This window comes from Escherichia ruysiae (assembly GCF_031323975.1).
GTDB classification, from domain to species: domain Bacteria; phylum Pseudomonadota; class Gammaproteobacteria; order Enterobacterales; family Enterobacteriaceae; genus Escherichia; species Escherichia ruysiae.
This window is the reverse complement of the sequence record NZ_JAVIWS010000001.1, coordinates 757,595-775,249: the sequence shown is the minus strand read 5'-3', so window position 1 is coordinate 775,249 and position 17,655 is coordinate 757,595. Positions and strand designations below refer to the sequence as shown.

The following is a 17,655-nucleotide window of genomic DNA, read 5'->3' as shown; positions in this document are numbered from 1 at the left end:
ATACAATTACCGCACATCCGATAGTATGTCACAGGAATGTGAAACAAAAGTGTAAGGCGAAGATCGAATGATCTTCGCCAGACCATCAGATGCGTTGATTGTCTTTCATCAACAAAGCGGTCATTGCGGAAATCAGGCATCCAGCCAGCAAATAAATGGCGACGCTATGCCAGTCCCCGGAAAAATAAGTAATGAGGGCGGCGGCAATAAAAGGGGTAAATCCTCCACCTACCACACTGGCAACTTGATATCCTACCCCAGCGCCGCTGTAGCGATAACTGGCACCAAACATCTCTGTGAACATCGGTTGTTGCACACAAACCACCATGTCATGCGCAATATTCGCCAGCATAATGGAGAAGAAGACTATCCAGAAAATGGATTGAGCCTCGAGCGCCATGAAGAAAGGAAACGCGCTTAAGGTTCCGATAACTGCACCAGTGATATAAACCCTGCGGCGACCAAAACGATCGGCAAGCCAGGCAAAACAGGGAATTGTCAGGCAGCTTAACCCTCCCACCAGCAAACCAATATTCAGGAATAATTCGCGTGGCAGACCCATATTCTGGGTTGAGTAGTTAAGCGCAAAGGCGGTAACGATATACATCGTCAGCAACTCGCACAGTCGCAGCGCAATAATCTTCAGAAAAGCCCCTGGATGTAGTAACAGTGCCTGGATAACAGGGATTCGCTTTTTCACTGCCGCTTGATTATGTTGCTGTTGCTCAAATTCAGCGGATTCCTCCATACCATTACGCACCCACAATGCCCCCAACACCAGTACGGTGCTAAACAGGAAAGGAATGCGCCAGCCCCAGCTCAAAAACTGCTCGTCAGTCGTCATCATACTAATCAGAGAAACCAGTCCAGTTGAAAGCAGTAACCCTACACCGTAGCCAACTTGTACACCGCTACTGTAAAAGGCTTTTTTATTTTTCGGCGCGCTTTCAACGGACAGCAATGCTGCGCCTCCCCATTCTCCGCCGACGGCAAATCCCTGAATAGCACGCAGCGTCACCAGTAAAATCGGTGCCCACCAGCCAATAGTCGAGAATGAAGGAAGAATACCAATCAATGCTGTTGCGATCCCCATCATCCAGACAGTCAGCATCAACATGCGCTTACGCCCCAGGCGGTCGCCAAAATGGCCGAAAATGACACCTCCAAGTGGACGGAAAAGGAATCCGACGCCAAAAGTGGCAAATGCTGCGAGAGTTCCCATTGCCGGGCTCACTTGTGGGAAAAACTCTCGATTAAATACCAGTGCTGCAGTAATGCCATAGAGTAAAAAATCGTACCAGTCGACGACGGCACCGGCAAAACTGCCTAATGCAGCTCGTCGGGCGCGACTTAACGAAAGCGTTCCCTCATCGGGACGCGTGGAGATGAGCGTGGAGTCCATAGTGTTCCTGTCTGTACTGTCTTTTTATAATTAGTATGGAAAAAGGTCACTCACATTGCCGTCAATCTATAAACGAACCTTATGAGACTACCGCGACAGAGAGCATCTGCAAATATTTTTATACCTGAAAATGAGCATGGAGGGCGGATAGGGTCTACTGTAATGTGCTGGAAACGAACAAAATTGTGGATTCAGGTGCGTATTAGAAAATCAAAAGACAGAGAAATGTGATCGCTAAGGTAGCACTGGCTACTTGCTGGCGTTATTTTTGCAGATGAATTTTTCGAATTTTCTCAATGAGATTTGTGTCACTGACACGGGGTGGGCTAATTGCTTGAATGATTGGCGGAGAGAGGGGGATTTGAACCCCCGGTAGAGTTGCCCCTACTCCGGTTTTCGAGACCGGTCCGTTCAGCCGCTCCGGCATCTCTCCGTTCAGATTGTTGCAATGATGCCAGGAAATTTGGCATTTTAACAGTCCCTGTCCGTGCAATTTTGTTCAAGTGACGAGTTTGCGAGCAAAACGATGATTAAGTGGCCCTGGAAAGTACAAGAAACCGTTCATGATGATGCAATTCCGTGGAAGGAAGCTCTGTCGATACCTCTTTTGACAAGTTTGACTGAGCAGGAGCAAAACAAATTAGTCACTCTTGCTGGACGTTTTTTGCAACAAAAACGGTTGGTTCCTTTACAAGGGGTTGAACTTGACGCTTTGAAAAGCGGTCGTATCGCCTTGCTGTTTTGTTTACCTGTTATGGAACTGGGGCTGGAATGGCTGGATGGTTTCCATGAAGTGTTAATTTATCCAGCACCATTTGTGGTAGACGATGAATGGGAAGACGATATAGGACTGGTACATAATCAACGCATCGTTCAGTCAGGTCAAAGCTGGCAGCAAGGCCCCATCGTACTGAATTGGCTCGATATACAGGATTCCTTCGATGCCTCTGGGTTTAATCTGATCATCCACGAAGTTGCACATAAACTGGACACCCGGAACGGCGATCGCGCCAGTGGTGTCCCCTTTATTCCTTTACGTGAAGTCGCGGGCTGGGAACACGATCTTCACGCGGCGATGAATAACATTCAGGACGAAATTGAATTAGTGGGCGAAAATGCCTCCAGCATTGATGCTTATGCCGCCTGTGACCCTGCAGAATGTTTTGCCGTGCTTTCCGAATACTTTTTTAGTGCCCCGGAGCTTTTTGCTCCTCGTTTCCCCTCTCTGTGGCAACGTTTCTGCCAATTTTATCAGCAGGAACCGCTGCAAAGACTGCGAAATGCGAATGAACGAGGCACATATTCAGCACCAGATGTTCATTAAATATCAAATTTGTTGCTTAATTAACCGATTGAAATAACGTGTGAATTTTAGTGTTGACACTCGCAGTGTCACTCAGTAATATTCGCCTCGTTCTCACGATTCCTCTGTAGTTCAGTCGGTAGAACGGCGGACTGTTAATCCGTATGTCACTGGTTCGAGTCCAGTCAGAGGAGCCAAATTTTGAAAAGCCTGCTTTCGAGCAGGCTTTTTGCTTTTCGATGTTAGCCATAACCGGATCCGTATCTAACCTCCCTTAAATCTGATAACTACATCAGGGCTGAATTTTTGCGATAATTCTTTTTATCGTATTTCTGAACTCATCCAGATTGATGTGATCAATATTTTTCCCTACCACAATCGTCTCTGAAATATCGGCCATAGCAGGCCAGCGTGTTTTATAATCGGCATATACTGCGATGACAGGGACATTATAAGCACTTGTCATATGTAAAACAGAAGTATCAGGTGTTATTGCGAGAAAAGCATCTTTTATGACGGCGGCAGAACGTGGTATTGAAGGTGACAATGATAAATGATAGACATTGTCAAAACACTGCGTTAGTTCTATTGCTTTTTCAGTACCATTCGGGCCATGAACAATGACAATTGGCATATTTATTTCATTTTTAATTGTAGCTATTAGTTTTTGAGCTATTGAGCCTGAAAAAGTTCGCTCCTGAACACTACCATCAAGATTAAGAGCAATATATGCGCCCAATGAGGTAAGTTCATAACGTACCTCGTTTATTACCTCTTTGTTGATCGGCAGTTCAAATAAGGGGCGGACAGGCGGGAAACCAGCCTCTCGCATCATGAATGCCCATGTCATTGGTACTGGCGCCCGAAGAGACTGATCCATTTTCGACGCCGATTTGCATAAGGAGGAATAACATTTCATTGTTAAACCCACCACTTGTAAATTGGTTTTGGCTTTTAAATAACTTATGAACAGCATTGTCTTCAGGTTTTTCTTGCGCATAGCTTCAATGCAGAGATCCGGTGTACCGTATTGATCTCTTATACTTTGCGCCAGACTTTTTATTTCTCTAAAGCTGGCATGATCCTGCATTGTCATACTGACTAATGTTAATTTAGTCTCTTTAAGACAAAGCGAATCAAAAACAGATTTATTAATTGTGGATGCGACAATTAATAAATGTTTTATTTTATGTGATTCCAGCGATCTAATTATGGGGTAAATGGCCATTGCATCACCAATTTGGTCGGGGATGTGAATGACCACAAATTCAGTATTTGTTATATTGATATCTTCACATGAATAATCATAATAGCTGAATGCAATGCGTCTAAAAATTGACACTAACGACATTTCCAACCTCGCTTCCCTACTGGTTAAAACGTGATGGAGTTTATCAGAGATAGTCGTTTTCTAAAATCGCTAAATAGCGAGATAATACATAATTTATTTCTATTATTAATTTTTAATTATTCAATTAAATTATGTTTGTATCGCAAAAATACTTGTATTGCATAGCTTCAATGTACATTTCAATCTGAAGTCGATGCAAAGTGAAGGTAAGAGAAGAGATAAAACGTCAGCAATCAGAGTGATCATCTAAGTGGGGGAAATACCCCCACTTTTTTATTATACCGTAAGTGATGTCCGATTAACCCTGGTATGCAGCCAGCATTTCCTGTGCTGCGAGTTTACCCAGCGCATTCGCTGCAAAAGGACTGTCGCCGGTGAGAAGTTTACGATCCTTATGTACCCGGCCGGTAATATCATCATTGATGATATTCATTCCCATTTTCTTCAGTTCTTCACCAAAGTACCAGGTCAGATGGCCAGGCATATAGCCAATATCTGGCGTTTGTTTGTCTGCGGCGTCAGGGAACGCACAAATGGAATAACCGTTCAGCGGGTTATCACCATGACGAAGTGCCAGAAACGCAGCCGGACCATGGCAGAGAGAGATAACAAAACGGTCATTTTCAACTGCCCATTGTAGAGCGGTTGCAACTTCTTTGCTTTCCGGTAAGCCAATGAGAGCGCCATGACCGCCGGGAACAAAAATTGCTGCGTACTCGCTGTCTGCGTTTAAGTTGGCGACAATATCCGCTAATTTTTTCGGATTGCGGAACAAAGATTTGTGTTGCTCAAAGAATGGCATCACTTTTTCATCTTTGTGCGGCATAGCCCAGTATTCAAACTTCGTCATCAGGCCGGAGATGGTCGCAACTTCGAACTCGAAACCTGCTGCATACAGGTGATACAGCGGCAGCAACGTTTCAATCGGATGGTTGCCCGTTGAGAACAGTTTACCGTTATCGGTCGGCAGATAACGTTCGTCAGCGGCGATCACCAGAATTTTGTGCTTGCCGCTATACGGTTTTGGATAGTCCACTCCATCAAGATCAGATACCGGGCTGGTATACTGACTAAGCGAAAATTCTGAAGGGAAGAACGCATTATCTTCAGCAATATCGATCTGCGGATTCTTACTTGTTTGAACAGTCATAGTGTATTCCTTATTGTAACTTAGGTAGGTTAGTCACTATATTCGCGACTGAGCTGGGTGCTATATTTAACCAGGAGAGTAAAATGAGTCAATATACCGAAAGCGGTAGGAGAGTATGTTAAATATGGTTGGGTAAATACACAGCTATTATCGAATAGTGATCTCACTGATTCCACCTTATTTGCAATAAAAACTCAAAGCGTAGCAATATATTGTAGTCCATTTTTCAGAAAAGATGAGATTGCATATCCTCGTTACAGAGGGGGAGTGCAAAATTCGTAAATGAGATTTTTAGCAAAAAAATAATGATTAAACTGCCCTGTAAGGCCGTGAATCGCGAAAAAATGATGATCCAGATTAAGGTTTAACTGATGGCAGATATGATTAATTACATGGCATCAGATGTGCTAATTACAGGAGCTGCCTGGAGTTGCTCTGCCAGGAGTGACCAAGGCGCAGCTGATTTAATGTGCCCAATGATGCTGTATTTATGGCGTAAGTATAAAATTTAACAGATAAATTAATTATAACGTAAATTCTTTTTATATTCAGATGTTTTCAGGGATTTTCTATGTACCGAAATATTGTTATTCCGGTGAATGTCTTTTCCCGGGATGATAGAGAGCAAGCGTTTTGCCATGCGCAATTTTTCGCCAACGTTTCATCAGGGCATGTTCATTTGCTTGGCTTTATACCGGAGTATGTAAGGATACTGGAGCGGGGATATGTTTCTGACATGCATCGTTTGGAATATGTGCTACGTGATCAGGCTTTGCGCCGTTTAGCTACACTGGCAGAACAGTTGGTTTTGCCTGAAGGGTTTATCCATACCTATGTTTATCTTGGGACTCTTCCGGAAGGGGTGAAGGAACTGGCTGAACAGCAACTGGAAGATGTTATTGTGCTGGGAGCTACTCAGGAATTGGGTTTTGTCGATATGCTACGGCAGTTTAGCGTGCCGCTGTTGCTGATTTAATGACGATAAAAAAGCCTGAGTTCGATGAGGGACGAACTCAGGCGGGTATTAGGTTTTTACAGTAACACGCCGAGGCGCGTTGGCTGATTAGAACTGGTAGACTAAGCCTACAGCAACGATATCATCGGTCGCGATGCCGTTTGCTTTGTAGAAGTCATCATCGTTGTCCAGCAGGTTGATTTTGTAATCAACATAGGTGGACATGTTTTTGTTGAAATAGTAGGTTGCACCGACTTCAACGTATTTAACCAGATCTTTGTTGGTGTAACGCGGGTCGCCGTTGCCGTCATGAGCCCAACCGCCTAAATCCTTACCTTTAGATTGCAGGTAAGCGATGGACGGACGCAGACCGAAGTCGAACTGATACTGAGCTACAACTTCAAAGTTCTGTGTTTTGTTAGCGATTGCTGATCTTGAATCACCATTATCAAACTCGCCACCACCATAAGGGGTCATATTGCGAGTTTCCGCATACATAGCTGCTAAATACACATTATTGGCATCATATTTTGCACCAACAGTCCATGCTTCTGCGGTTTCACCACCAGCATTTCTGTTGTTACGGCTACGATCATTTAAACCAACGCCAACCTGACGATCGGAACGATCAGAGTTTGAATATGCAGCCCCCAGACTTAAACCGAAGTCGAAATCGTAGGAAGTAGACATACCGAAACCATCACCATTTTCTTTGGAAAGACTACGTCCATCACCACTACCGGAGCCTTCCTGACCGAATGGTCCACCACTTTCATTATTACCCTGATATTGCAGAGCAAAGTTCAGACCATCAACCTGACCGAAGAAGCCATTGTTACGGTAGGTTGCTACACCATTGGTACGGCCGTTCATGAAGTTGTCGGCGCCAGCATAAGTATCGCCACCAAATTCAGGCAGCATATCGGTCCACGCTTCGATATCATACACAACACCGTAGTTACGACCGTAGTCGAAAGTACCGTTCTGACCGAAACCTAAACCAGCGAACGCCAGACGGGTTGCTGAGTTATCACCGTCACCTTCAGTACCATTTGCTTGCAGGTTGTATTCCCACTGACCGTAACCAGTAAACTGGTCAGCGATCTGAGTTTCGCCTTTGAAACCGATACGGGCATATGACATGTCGCCATCAGCGCCCGAGTTGTCAGAAAAATAGTGTAGACCCGCTACTTTTCCGTAGAAATCCAGTTTATTACCATCTTTATTATAGACTTCAGCCGCATTTGCTGCGCCAGCAACTAATAACGCCGGGACCAGCATTGCCAGAACTTTTCTTTTCATTATGTATTCCCTTGTGATTATAATCTTCATGAATATAAAAATAAGTGCCGTTATCCAAAAAAAGCACATTTGGATACTATTCTATGAAGTTCATTTTATTTTAAGAAATACATGTAACAAATGTATTTAAAAGATTTCAAAATGTTTCTAATCTATTTAATATAATTCACGATTATGAGTTAAAACCATAAATATTCATGACATTTATGGTTTTATATCAAATAGTTATTGGTTTTTGATAAGAATGGATTGCGTCAATGATTGTTTCGCTAAAAATCGTGTGTGATCTTGCGCACATTATAAAATGACATAAAAAAAGCCGGCATCATGCCGGCTCAAAAATATAAACAAGACGATAAAAGGCTAATAACGGAGTTATCATGACACAGAAAACAAAAAAGGTATAATTGTATTCCTCGCTGATATATTGAATTAGTGAATTAATAAAACTACGATCAAAGTTAAATAAAATTTTTAATAGCTGTTTTTCCAGTAATTATTGCCATTGAACAAAAATCATCTATTTGTTCAAAAAATGAATGAGACTTGACTGGCTCAACCGATGTGGAAAAATGTGACTTTCATCACATAATAGGATCAGGTCTTAATTTTCCGGGTTATCTCAAAATGGAGCATGGTTCGACAACAATGGAAGAAAGACTCTCTCGCAGCCCTGGCGGCAAACTGGCTTTGTGGGCTTTCTATACATGGTGTGGCTATTTTGTCTGGGTGATGGCGCGTTACATCTGGGTAATGAGTCGGATCCCCGATGCCCCCGTGTCAGGATTTGAAAGTGATTTAGGTTCAACTGCGGGAAAGTGGTTAGGTGCGTTAGTGGGATTTTTATTTATGGCTATGGTCGGGGCATTGTTAGGTGGTATTGCCTGGTACACCCGACCACGGCCTGCGCGAAGCAGACGCTATGAGTAAAAACTGCTAAGGTTGCGCCCCTTGGGCAGCGGAGCGCGTATGAACTTACAACACTGGCAGGCACAATTTGAACGTTGGTTGAAAAACCATCATACACACCAGGACTCGGCTCATGACCTGTGTCATTTTCGTCGCGTCTGGGCGACAGCGCAGAAACTGGCGGCAGATGAAGACGTCGATATGCTGGTCATTTTAACCGCCTGTTATTTTCATGATGTCGTGAGTCTGGCGAAAAATCATCCGCAACGGCAGCGTTCCTCTTTACTGGCGGCAGAAGAAACGCGTCGCATTTTAAGTGCGGAATTTGCTGATTTTCCGTCAGAGAAAATAGACGCCATTTGCCATGCCATCGCGGCACACAGTTTCAGTGCGCAAATTACGCCTTTAACGGTGGAAGCCAAAATCGTGCAGGATGCAGACAGGCTGGAAGCATTAGGTGCGATAGGTCTGGCGCGCGTGTTTGCAGTTTCAGGTTCATTGGGGATGGCGCTATTTGACGGTGAAGATCCGTTCGCGCAACGTCGCCCACTCGATGATAAACGCTACGCGCTGGATCATTTCCAGACGAAGTTGCTGAAGCTACCGCAAACTATGCAAACGGCAAAAGGTAAACTGCTGGCACAACATAACGCCCGTTTTCTGGTGGAGTTTATGGCTAAGCTCAGTGCCGAACTGGCGGGCGAGAATGAAGGTGTGGATCATACGGTGATTGATGCGTTTTCGCCGGTTGACTGACCGCGTAGCCCTAAACAGAAGTAATTATGTTAACCTGTCGGCCATCTCAGATGGCCGGTTAAATCTATGCAGGAAAATATATCAGTAACCGATTCATACAGCACCGGGAATGCCGCACAGGCAATGCTGGAGAAACTGCTGCAAATTTATGATGTAAAAACGCTGGTAGCGCAACTTAATAGCGTGGGAGAAAACCACTGGAGTCCGGCGATTTTAAAACGTGCGCTGGCTAACGACTCGGTGTGGCACCGCTTAAGCGAAAAAGAGTTCGCCCATTTGCAAACGTTGTTACCCAAACCGCCAGCACATCATCCGCATTATACGTTTCGCTTTATCGATCTCTTTGCCGGTATTGGAGGCATCCGTCGCGGTTTTGAATCGATTGGCGGTCAGTGTGTATTTACCAGCGAGTGGAATAAACATGCGGTGCGCACCTACAAAGCTAACCATTATTGCGACCCGGCGACGCATCACTTTAATGAAGATATCCGCGACATCACTCTGAGCCATAAAGAGGGTGTGAGCGATGAAGTGGCGGCAGAACATATTCGTCAGCACATTCCTGAACATGATGTTTTATTGGCCGGTTTTCCTTGCCAGCCGTTTTCACTGGCTGGCGTATCGAAAAAGAACTCACTTGGTCGTGCGCACGGTTTCGCTTGCGATACCCAGGGCACGCTGTTCTTTGATGTAGTGCGTATCATCAATGCCCGTCGTCCGGCGATTTTTGTGCTCGAAAACGTCAAAAACCTGAAAAGCCACGACCAGGGCAAAACATTCCGTATCATCATGCAGACGCTGGATGAACTGGGCTATGACGTGGCCGATGCCGAAGATAATGGCCCGGACGATCCGAAAATCATCGACGGCAAACATTTTCTGCCGCAGCACCGAGAGCGCATCGTGCTGGTGGGCTTTCGTCGCGATCTGAATTTGAAAACAGATTTCACCTTGCGGGATATTAGTGACTGCTATCCGGCACAACGTATTACGCTGGCGCAGTTACTGGACCCGGTTGTCGAAGCAAAATATATCCTGACGCCGGTGCTGTGGAAGTACCTCTATCGCTATGCGAAAAAACATCAGGCGCGCGGTAACGGCTTTGGTTACGGAATGGTTTATCCGGACAACCCGCAGAGTGTTACGCGTACGCTTTCTGCCCGTTATTACAAAGATGGTGCGGAAATTTTAATCGATCGCGGCTGGGATATGGCGACAGGTGAGAAAGACTTTGACGATCCGCAGAATCAGCAACATCGTCCACGTCGATTAACGCCTCGAGAATGCGCACGCTTGATGGGCTTTGAAGCACCCCATGAAGCAAAATTTCGTATTCCGGTTTCTGACACTCAGGCCTATCGCCAGTTCGGCAACTCGGTGGTAGTACCGGTATTTGCTGCAGTGGCAAAATTGCTTGAGCCAAAAATCAAACAGGCGATGGCGTTGCGTCAGCAAGAGGTACAACATGGCCGACGTTCACGATAAGGCCACGCGTAGCAAAAACATGCGCGCGATTGCCACGCGCGATACGGCAATCGAGAAACGTCTCGCCAGCTTATTAACCGTGCAGGGGCTGGCGTTTCGTGTTCAGGATGCCAGCCTGCCCGGACGCCCGGATTTTGTCCTCGATGAGTATCGCTGTGTAATATTTACACATGGCTGTTTCTGGCATCATCATCACTGTTATCTGTTTAAAGTGCCTGCTACACGCACTGAGTTCTGGCTGGAGAAGATTGGCAAAAATGTAACGCGTGACAAGCGGGACATTAGCCGCTTACAGGAATCAGGTTGGCGTGTATTGATTGTCTGGGAGTGTGCGTTACGCGGACGGGAGAAGTTGACCGATGCGGCGCTTGCCGAGCGTCTGGAAGAGTGGATCTGCGGCGAGGGCGCCAGCGCGCAGATCGACACTCTGGGGATTCATTTACTCGCGTGATCCATCCTGAATGACTGGCGCGACAATCGGTTTTGCCGGGAAGAGATATTTTCCCAACGTGACCAGCACCACTGCGAAGACAATCACGCCCAGCGCCAGCCATTCAATCTTCGACAACGTTTCGCCGCCCAGCCCCGTACCCAGCAAGACCGCGACTACGGGGTTAACGTATGCATAGCTGGTGGCGAGAGCCGGGCTGACATTGCGGATTAAATACATATAAGCATTGATGGCGATGATCGAACCAAACAGCGCCAGATACCCGACCGCAAGGAAGCCCGAAAGAGAAGGGAGCTTCGCCAGTTTTTCACCTGCAATCATCGACGCGATCATTAACACCACTCCAGCCGCCAGCATCTCAATGGCGCCCGCCATCATTCCTACTGGTAGGGTAATGCGCGAGCCATAAACCGAACCAAACGCCCAACTCACAGAACCGATCAAAATCAGAATCGCGCCCCACGGATTGCCGCTTAAATTACCGCCGCTATTGAGCATGATGATTCCGGCAAGCCCAATGGCGATACCCACCCATTCCAGCTTGCGCGTTTTAATGCCAAACAGGCGACTGAAACAGAGAGTAAAGAGAGGTACTGTTGCCACCACCACGGCGGCAATGCCGGAAGGAACATTTTGATGTTCAGCCACCGTTACCATACCGTTACCGACAGCAAGCAGTAATAAACCAATCAACGCGGCATTAAGCAGGGGACGCAGTGGCGGCAATTTGTGCCCACGCAGCAGTAAAAAGGCCATTAATAAAATACCGGCAGCCAGAAACCGCACGCCTGCCATCATTAACGGTGGCCAGCTTTCAACCCCAATCCGAATGACAAAATAGGTTGAGCCCCAAATGATATACAACGCAAACAGCGCGCCAAAAAGCGGTAACAACTGGCGGAAACGCATAATCCCTCACGATGGAAATAAAAAGGCGGTTCATAGTAAACGTGAAAATCATTTCGCTGGCGAGAGATATAATTGTGTTTGATTGTTAAAAAAATGTTGACCTGTGAAGCAAGTATCAGCCGGGCCGATTTTGCTTCATACTTAGCGCGTCAACGATAAAAATGAGAGGGAATGCTTTTGGCCGGGAGTAGTTTACTGACATTGCTCGATGATATCGCCACTTTGCTGGACGATATCTCCGTGATGGGCAAGCTGGCGGCGAAGAAAACCGCCGGTGTATTAGGGGATGACTTGTCGCTCAATGCGCAGCAAGTTTCAGGTGTGCGTGCCAATCGGGAGTTGCCCGTGGTCTGGGGCGTGGCGAAGGGATCGCTTATCAACAAAGTGATTCTGGTGCCGCTGGCGCTGATCATCAGTGCTTTTATCCCGTGGGCGATTACGCCACTGTTGATGATTGGTGGCGCATTTCTCTGCTTTGAAGGGGTAGAGAAGGTGCTGCATATGCTGGAGGCGCGTAAGCACAAAGATGATCCGGCGCAAAGTCAGCAGCGTCTGGAGGCACTGGCGGCGCAAGATCCACTGAAGTTTGAAAAGGACAAAATAAAAGGGGCGATTCGAACCGATTTTATTTTGTCTGCGGAAATCGTTGCCATCACGCTGGGGATTGTGGCGGAAGCGCCGTTGCTTAATCAGGTGCTGGTACTTTCAGGGATCGCACTGGTCGTGACCGTGGGTGTTTATGGTCTGGTGGGTATCATCGTTAAAATTGATGATTTGGGCTACTGGCTGGTGGAAAAATCCAGTACGGTTATGCAAGCGACAGGCAAGGGGTTGTTGATTATTGCCCCCTGGCTGATGAAAGCGTTATCGATAGTCGGTACGTTGGCGATGTTCCTGGTCGGCGGCGGTATTGTGATACATGGCATCGCGCCGCTGCATCATGCGATTGAACATTTCGCCGGGCAGCAGAGTGCGCTGGTCGCAATGATATTACCGACTGTTTTAAATCTGATTCTTGGTTTTATCATCGGTGGTATCGTCGTGTTGGGAGTGAAAACGATAGCGAAATTGCGCGGTCAGGCACATTAATATTCTCATTGGCTATTATGCAAAATTCGCCATTCTCGACTAAGGTGAACAAGTTTCACTCGAAAAAAGGAGGCGAGTATGAGCTTTGTGGTTAGTGAGGAAGTGACGGTCAAAGAGGGCGGCCCGAAGATGATTGTTACTGGGTATTCCAGCGGCATGGTTGAGTGTCGGTGGTATGACGGTTACGGTGTCAAACGGGAAGCCTTTCATGAAACTGAGCTTGTTCCGGGGGAGAGGCGTCGTTCGCCGGAAGAAGCCTGAAAGCGTATAATTAACACCAAGCCGGATAAGGCGTTCACGCCGCATCCGGCTGTTGTGCCAATGTCTGCATTGAATGCCTGATGCGTCTTATCATGGCAACATTATAAAATTATTGCTGTTTGGCGGTACGTTATCGCCAGGTTATGCCAGAATCATAAGAAAGCAGGTTGGGAGTCGTCAGGGTGCAGCACGAGACAGAAATGGAAAACCAGAGCTGGCTGAAAAAACTCGCGCGCCGCCTGGGGCCTGGTCATGTCGTTAATCTCTGCTTTATTGTGGTGTTGATCTTCTCAACGTTACTTACATGGCGTGAAGTGGTGGTTCTGGAAGATGCCTATATTTCAAGCCAGCGTAACCATCTGGAAAATGTTGCCAACGCGCTTGATAAACAACTGCAATATAACGTTGATAAATTATTGTTTTTACGTAACGGGATGCGTGAAGCCCTCGTTGCGCCGCTCGATTTCACTTCTCTGCGCAATGCCGTTACCGAGTTCGAACAACGTCGCGATGAACATGCCTGGCAGATAGAACTCAACAGACGGCGCACCTTGCCAGTAAACGGTGTCTCGGATGCGTTAGTCAGTGAGGGGAGTCTGCTTTCCCGCGAAAATGAATCCCTGGATAATGAAATTACCGCCGCGCTGGAAGTTGGTTACTTACTGCGTCTGGCGCACAACTCCTCATCAATGGTTGAACAAGCGATGTATGTCTCGCGCGCCGGATTTTACGTTTCGACGCAGCCGACGCTATTTATGCGTAATGTGCCTGGGCGTTACTACGAATTTGTCACCCAACCCTGGTTTATCGGTCATTCACAACGAGAAAACCGTCAACGCGCGGTGCGTTGGTTTACCTCTCAGCATGAGCATAACAATGCTACTGAACCACAGGTCACTGTAAGCGTGCCGGTCGATAATAATAATTACTGGTATGGCGTATTGGGGATGAGTATTCCCGTGCGTTCAATGCAGCAATTTTTACAAAATGCTATCGATAAAAATCTCGATGGCGAATATCAACTCTATGACAGCAAACTGAAATTATTGACCTCATCTAACCCGGACCATCCTGGCGAAGATCTCTTTGATCCTCGTGAACTGGCATCACTTGCGCAGGACATTGAACACGATACGCGCGGTGGGATTCGGATGAACAGCCGCTATGTTAGCTGGGAACGGCTGGATCATTTCGATGGCGTATTAGTGCGTATCCATACGCTTAGTGAAGGTGTACGTGGTGATTTTGGCAGCATAAGTATTGCATTAACCCTGCTGTGGGCGCTCTTCACCACCATGCTACTTATCTCCTGGTATGTGATTCGCCAGATGGTAAGCAATATGTTTGTCCTGCAAAGTTCGCTGCAATGGCAAGCGTGGCACGACACCTTAACTCGCATGTATAACCGTGGTGCACTGTTCGAAAAAGCGCGTCCGCTTGCTAAATTGTGCCAGACACACAAACATCCTTTTTCTGTCATTCAGGTCGACCTTGACCATTTTAAAGCGATTAATGACCGCTTTGGTCACCAGGCAGGCGATCGTGTGTTGTCACATGCCGCCGGATTAATTAGTCGTTCATTGCGAGCCCAGGATGTTGCCGGACGAGTTGGCGGCGAGGAGTTTTGTGTGATTCTGCCGGGCGCTAACCTGGAGCAGGCAAAAGAAGTTGCCGAACGCATTCGTCTGAAGCTGAATGAAAAAGAGATGTTGATTGCCAAGAGCAAAACCATCCGCATTAGTGCTTCGTTGGGGGTGAGCAGCAGCGAGGAAACCGGCGATTATGATTTTGAACAATTACAGTCGCTTGCCGATCGTCGGCTTTATCTCGCTAAACAGGCAGGGCGTAATCGGGTTTTTGCGAGCGATAACGCTTAACGAGCGGTGAAAAAGTGATCCAGTCCTTCGCGCCAGCCTTCCGGTCCTTCTCGCTGCGTTCGCCAGACCCTGGCAGGCTCCTCATTTTGCAGATGAACACCTTCCCGGTTTAGCCCTTTCACAATGACTGCGTAATCCATCACCTCCAGTAAGGGGGCATCATTTGGACCATCGCCTAAGCCGATCGTCGTCGGACGTTCTCCCCCTGATTGTTGATATATTGCGATGATCCAGTTAGCTGCCTGATCTTTTCCGGCAGAGGCATCCAGTACATGCCAGAAGCGAGCGCCTTGTACAAACTGTAACCCCAGCTCGTTCAGGCGGGCGGTAAATTGCGCCATCCGCTCGTCACTGTCGCGCCAGATGAGCGTGACTGAGGCTTCATGTAACTGCGTCAGCGCCGCCTGGCTGCGGCTTAATCCCGTCCATTCCGCAATGGTTGTATCATCGACATCATCAAAGGTGGTGAATTTGAAATGTTCTTTCTCGCGCAGCGTATTCAACACCAGACTGATTTCACTATGGGCAATGCCCGAGATGATCCGGGGATAACCGTCGATATCTTGCCATTGATGATCCAGTTGGATCACCGCGCCGTTTTCGGCAATCATCGGCAACCCTTGTAGCCCCACGTTTTTTTGCAGGTACAGCATTTCCGCTGACGTTTTACTGCTACAGAGAATCACAGGCACGCCTGCTTCCCGTAAACGGTTTAACCAGGGAGCGGCAGGCTGCCAGTCATAACTATGACTATCTAACAGGGTGCCATCGAGATCGGTGAAAATCAGCAGTGGTTGTTGAATTGAAAGCATGGTAGCGCATACTCCCTTTACCAGGATGTTTCTCAAAATAGCACGATTTGTATTTGATCATTTTTCGGGAGCGATCCCGCTCGTAGCAGAGCTCGTAAGGGGTGACGGAAGTCACAGTTCCATTCATTAATGACATTAATCATTCGCGCAAAGAATATTTCCTTGTCAGCGAAAAAAATTGCAGATAAGGTGATGAACACATCAGATTTCCTGGTGTAACGAATTTTTTAAGTGCTTCTTGCTTAAGCAAGTTTGATCCCGACCCCCACAAGGGTCGGGATTTTTTTATGTTGCATTTAGCGGTTCACTTCCGAGACGCTAAAGTCATGGATGTCCAGCTCAAAGGCATCCGCTAATTCACGCCATGTATGATATTCACGCCCATCAACGCTGACGTGCTCAGAATCGCTCTGGCTGCGATGAACTTCGCTTTCGCTAATTTCATTGATCGCCGCCAGCAGGGCATCGACATCGACGCTGACCTCTCGTTTTGCGGTATCGCTGTACTCTTTTGCGGTCTTCATCATCTTTCCTCGCAACCGTTACTCATTTGTTGCTGCCGACCGTTATGTCAGCCTGGCATCTCTTAAGTATAGACCGTCGAGAAAATCAGCACTCGCGTGCGCCCGGCGCTGCCAGAAAAACGAAATTGTTCTACACTGGCACAAAGCCACAGGAGGAAAACGATGAAGGTGAATGATCGGGTAACAGTCAAAACGGATGGCGGTCCGCGTCGTCCTGGCGTGGTACTGGCAGTTGAGGAGTTTAGTGAAGGCACAATGTACCTGGTTTCGCTGGAAGACTACCCGCTCGGCATCTGGTTCTTTAATGAGGCAGGGCATCAGGACGGTATCTTTGTGGAGAAAGCAGAGTAATTTTATTCATTCTGACTGGTGGGAAACCACCAGTCAGAATGTTTTAGCGCATGTTGACAAAAATACCATTAGTCACATTATCCGTCAGTCGGACGACATGATAGATAACCTGTTTATTATGCGTTTTGATCTTACGTTTAATATTGCCTTTATGCGATGAAACGGTCTTGGCTTTGATATTCATTTGGTCGGAGATTTGAATGGTTCCCTGACCTGCCATCCACATTCGCAACATACTCGATTCGGTTCGACTCAATGATAATGTCGGCATATTTAAAACAGTGGCCATCGTTGTCTCTTTTTTCAGAATATCGCCAAGGATATCATCGAGAGATTCCGGTTTAATCGATTTGGAACTGATCAATAAATTTTTTCTGACCAACAGATATTCATCAAAATGAACGTTGGCAATCGCCATAAAAACGATAAATAACGTATTGGGATGTTGATTAATGATGTGCTTGATGCGTTGACTGTTAGAAGTATCGTGGATAAAACAGTCCTCATTAATAAACACCACTGAAGGGCGCTGTGAATCACAAGCGATGGCAAGGTCATCAACGGTTTCGATGTCGTTGATTTCTCTTTTTTTAACCCCTCTACTCAACAGATACCCGGTTAAACCTAGTCGGGTGTAACTACATAAATCCATAATAATCGTTGACATGGCATACCCTCACTCAATGCGTAACGATAATTCCCCTTACCTGAATATTTCATCATGACTAAACGGAACAACATGGGTCACCTAATGCGCCACTCTCGCGA

General features: G+C 46.7%; 18 protein-coding genes and 2 tRNA genes. 11 read left to right on the top strand and 9 right to left on the bottom strand.

Annotation, left to right across the window (positions count from 1 at the left end; translation table 11 throughout):
- Positions 1-85: 85 nt before the first annotated feature.
- The gene (gene shiA, locus RGV86_RS03995) at positions 86-1,402 is read right to left on the bottom strand and encodes a shikimate transporter (protein WP_021550951.1); all 1,317 of its coding nucleotides are present in this window, start codon (positions 1,400-1,402) and stop codon (positions 86-88) included.
- A gap of 343 nt (positions 1,403-1,745) precedes the next feature.
- Positions 1,746-1,835: transfer RNA gene (locus RGV86_RS03990), tRNA-Ser, on the bottom strand.
- A 93-nt stretch (positions 1,836-1,928) separates the two neighbouring features.
- On the opposite strand from RGV86_RS03990, the gene mtfA reads away from it, so the two are divergent.
- Together mtfA and RGV86_RS03980 are read left to right on the top strand one after the other, a co-directional pair.
- Positions 1,929-2,726 (top strand): DgsA anti-repressor MtfA, encoded by a 798-nt coding sequence (mtfA, locus tag RGV86_RS03985; RefSeq protein ID WP_085460916.1) that lies wholly within the window; start codon positions 1,929-1,931, stop codon positions 2,724-2,726.
- A gap of 100 nt (positions 2,727-2,826) precedes the next feature.
- A tRNA-Asn gene (locus RGV86_RS03980) sits at positions 2,827-2,902 on the top strand.
- A gap of 95 nt (positions 2,903-2,997) precedes the next feature.
- Here RGV86_RS03980 and RGV86_RS03975 read toward each other — a convergent pair.
- Both RGV86_RS03975 and hchA read right to left on the bottom strand, forming a co-directional pair.
- On the bottom strand, positions 2,998-4,056 hold the full coding sequence (locus tag RGV86_RS03975) for a glycosyltransferase family 9 protein (protein ID WP_085460823.1): 1,059 nt from the start codon (positions 4,054-4,056) through the stop codon (positions 2,998-3,000).
- A gap of 298 nt (positions 4,057-4,354) precedes the next feature.
- A complete protein-coding gene (hchA, locus tag RGV86_RS03970; protein ID WP_000218185.1) occupies positions 4,355-5,206 on the bottom strand; it encodes a glyoxalase III HchA in 852 nt (283 codons plus the stop codon).
- 571 nt (positions 5,207-5,777) lie between these two features.
- Here hchA and RGV86_RS03965 point away from each other — a divergent pair.
- A complete protein-coding gene (locus RGV86_RS03965) occupies positions 5,778-6,182 on the top strand; it encodes a universal stress protein (RefSeq protein ID WP_024212477.1) in 405 nt (134 codons plus the stop codon).
- Positions 6,183-6,269: 87 nt separating this feature from the next.
- On the opposite strand, the gene ompC is transcribed toward RGV86_RS03965, so the two are convergent.
- Complete coding sequence (gene ompC / locus RGV86_RS03960) at positions 6,270-7,463, bottom strand: porin OmpC (protein WP_105290846.1); 1,194 nt, start codon at positions 7,461-7,463, stop codon at positions 6,270-6,272.
- A gap of 648 nt (positions 7,464-8,111) precedes the next feature.
- Here ompC and drpB point away from each other — a divergent pair.
- From drpB to vsr, 4 genes are all read left to right on the top strand, one after another.
- Positions 8,112-8,393 carry a cell division protein DrpB gene (drpB, locus tag RGV86_RS03955; protein ID WP_016158467.1) on the top strand — a complete coding sequence of 94 codons (282 nt, stop codon included), beginning with the start codon at positions 8,112-8,114 and terminating at the stop codon, positions 8,391-8,393.
- Between the two features lie 39 nt (positions 8,394-8,432).
- On the top strand, positions 8,433-9,128 hold the full coding sequence (locus RGV86_RS03950) for a phosphohydrolase (RefSeq protein ID WP_085460821.1): 696 nt from the start codon (positions 8,433-8,435) through the stop codon (positions 9,126-9,128).
- Between the two features lie 66 nt (positions 9,129-9,194).
- Entirely contained in the window at positions 9,195-10,613 is a 1,419-nt protein-coding gene (gene dcm, locus RGV86_RS03945) for a DNA-cytosine methyltransferase (RefSeq protein ID WP_085460820.1), read from the top strand.
- Positions 10,594-11,064 (top strand): VSPR family DNA mismatch endonuclease, encoded by a 471-nt coding sequence (gene vsr / locus RGV86_RS03940; protein WP_085460819.1) that lies wholly within the window; start codon positions 10,594-10,596, stop codon positions 11,062-11,064. The genes dcm and vsr overlap by 20 nt, the downstream gene beginning before the upstream one ends.
- On the opposite strand, the gene yedA is transcribed toward vsr, so the two are convergent.
- Positions 11,053-11,973, bottom strand: coding sequence for a drug/metabolite exporter YedA (yedA, locus tag RGV86_RS03935; protein ID WP_001212251.1), 921 nt, complete (start codon positions 11,971-11,973; stop codon positions 11,053-11,055). The genes vsr and yedA overlap by 12 nt on opposite strands.
- A 171-nt stretch (positions 11,974-12,144) precedes the next feature.
- Here yedA and RGV86_RS03930 point away from each other — a divergent pair, with 171 nt between their 5' ends.
- The 3 genes from RGV86_RS03930 to dgcQ all read left to right on the top strand — a co-directional run bounded on the left by RGV86_RS03930 (position 12,145) and on the right by dgcQ (position 15,200).
- Positions 12,145-13,062, top strand: a complete 918-nt coding sequence (locus tag RGV86_RS03930) for a DUF808 domain-containing protein (protein WP_000922671.1) — start codon at positions 12,145-12,147, stop codon at positions 13,060-13,062.
- A 78-nt stretch (positions 13,063-13,140) separates the two neighbouring features.
- Entirely contained in the window at positions 13,141-13,323 is a 183-nt protein-coding gene (locus tag RGV86_RS03925; RefSeq protein WP_032225582.1) for a YodC family protein, read from the top strand.
- A gap of 182 nt (positions 13,324-13,505) precedes the next feature.
- Positions 13,506-15,200, top strand: a complete 1,695-nt coding sequence (gene dgcQ, locus RGV86_RS03920) for a cellulose biosynthesis regulator diguanylate cyclase DgcQ (protein ID WP_077629652.1) — start codon at positions 13,506-13,508, stop codon at positions 15,198-15,200.
- On the opposite strand, the gene RGV86_RS03915 is transcribed toward dgcQ, so the two are convergent.
- Positions 15,197-16,012, bottom strand: coding sequence for a mannosyl-3-phosphoglycerate phosphatase-related protein (locus RGV86_RS03915; protein ID WP_085460818.1), 816 nt, complete (start codon positions 16,010-16,012; stop codon positions 15,197-15,199). The two genes, dgcQ and RGV86_RS03915, sit on opposite strands and share 4 nt — an antisense overlap.
- A gap of 296 nt (positions 16,013-16,308) precedes the next feature.
- Positions 16,309-16,536: a peroxide/acid resistance protein YodD gene (gene yodD, locus RGV86_RS03910; protein WP_010346997.1), complete on the bottom strand. Its 228-nt coding sequence runs from the start codon at positions 16,534-16,536 to the stop codon at positions 16,309-16,311.
- Positions 16,537-16,698: 162 nt separating this feature from the next.
- Here yodD and dsrB point away from each other — a divergent pair, with 162 nt between their 5' ends.
- Entirely contained in the window at positions 16,699-16,887 is a 189-nt protein-coding gene (gene dsrB / locus RGV86_RS03905) for a protein DsrB (protein ID WP_000867217.1), read from the top strand.
- Positions 16,888-16,930: 43 nt separating this feature from the next.
- Here dsrB and rcsA read toward each other — a convergent pair whose 3' ends face one another.
- Positions 16,931-17,554, bottom strand: a complete 624-nt coding sequence (gene rcsA / locus RGV86_RS03900) for a transcriptional regulator RcsA (RefSeq protein WP_000104005.1) — start codon at positions 17,552-17,554, stop codon at positions 16,931-16,933.
- Between the last annotated feature and the right edge of the window lie 101 nt (positions 17,555-17,655).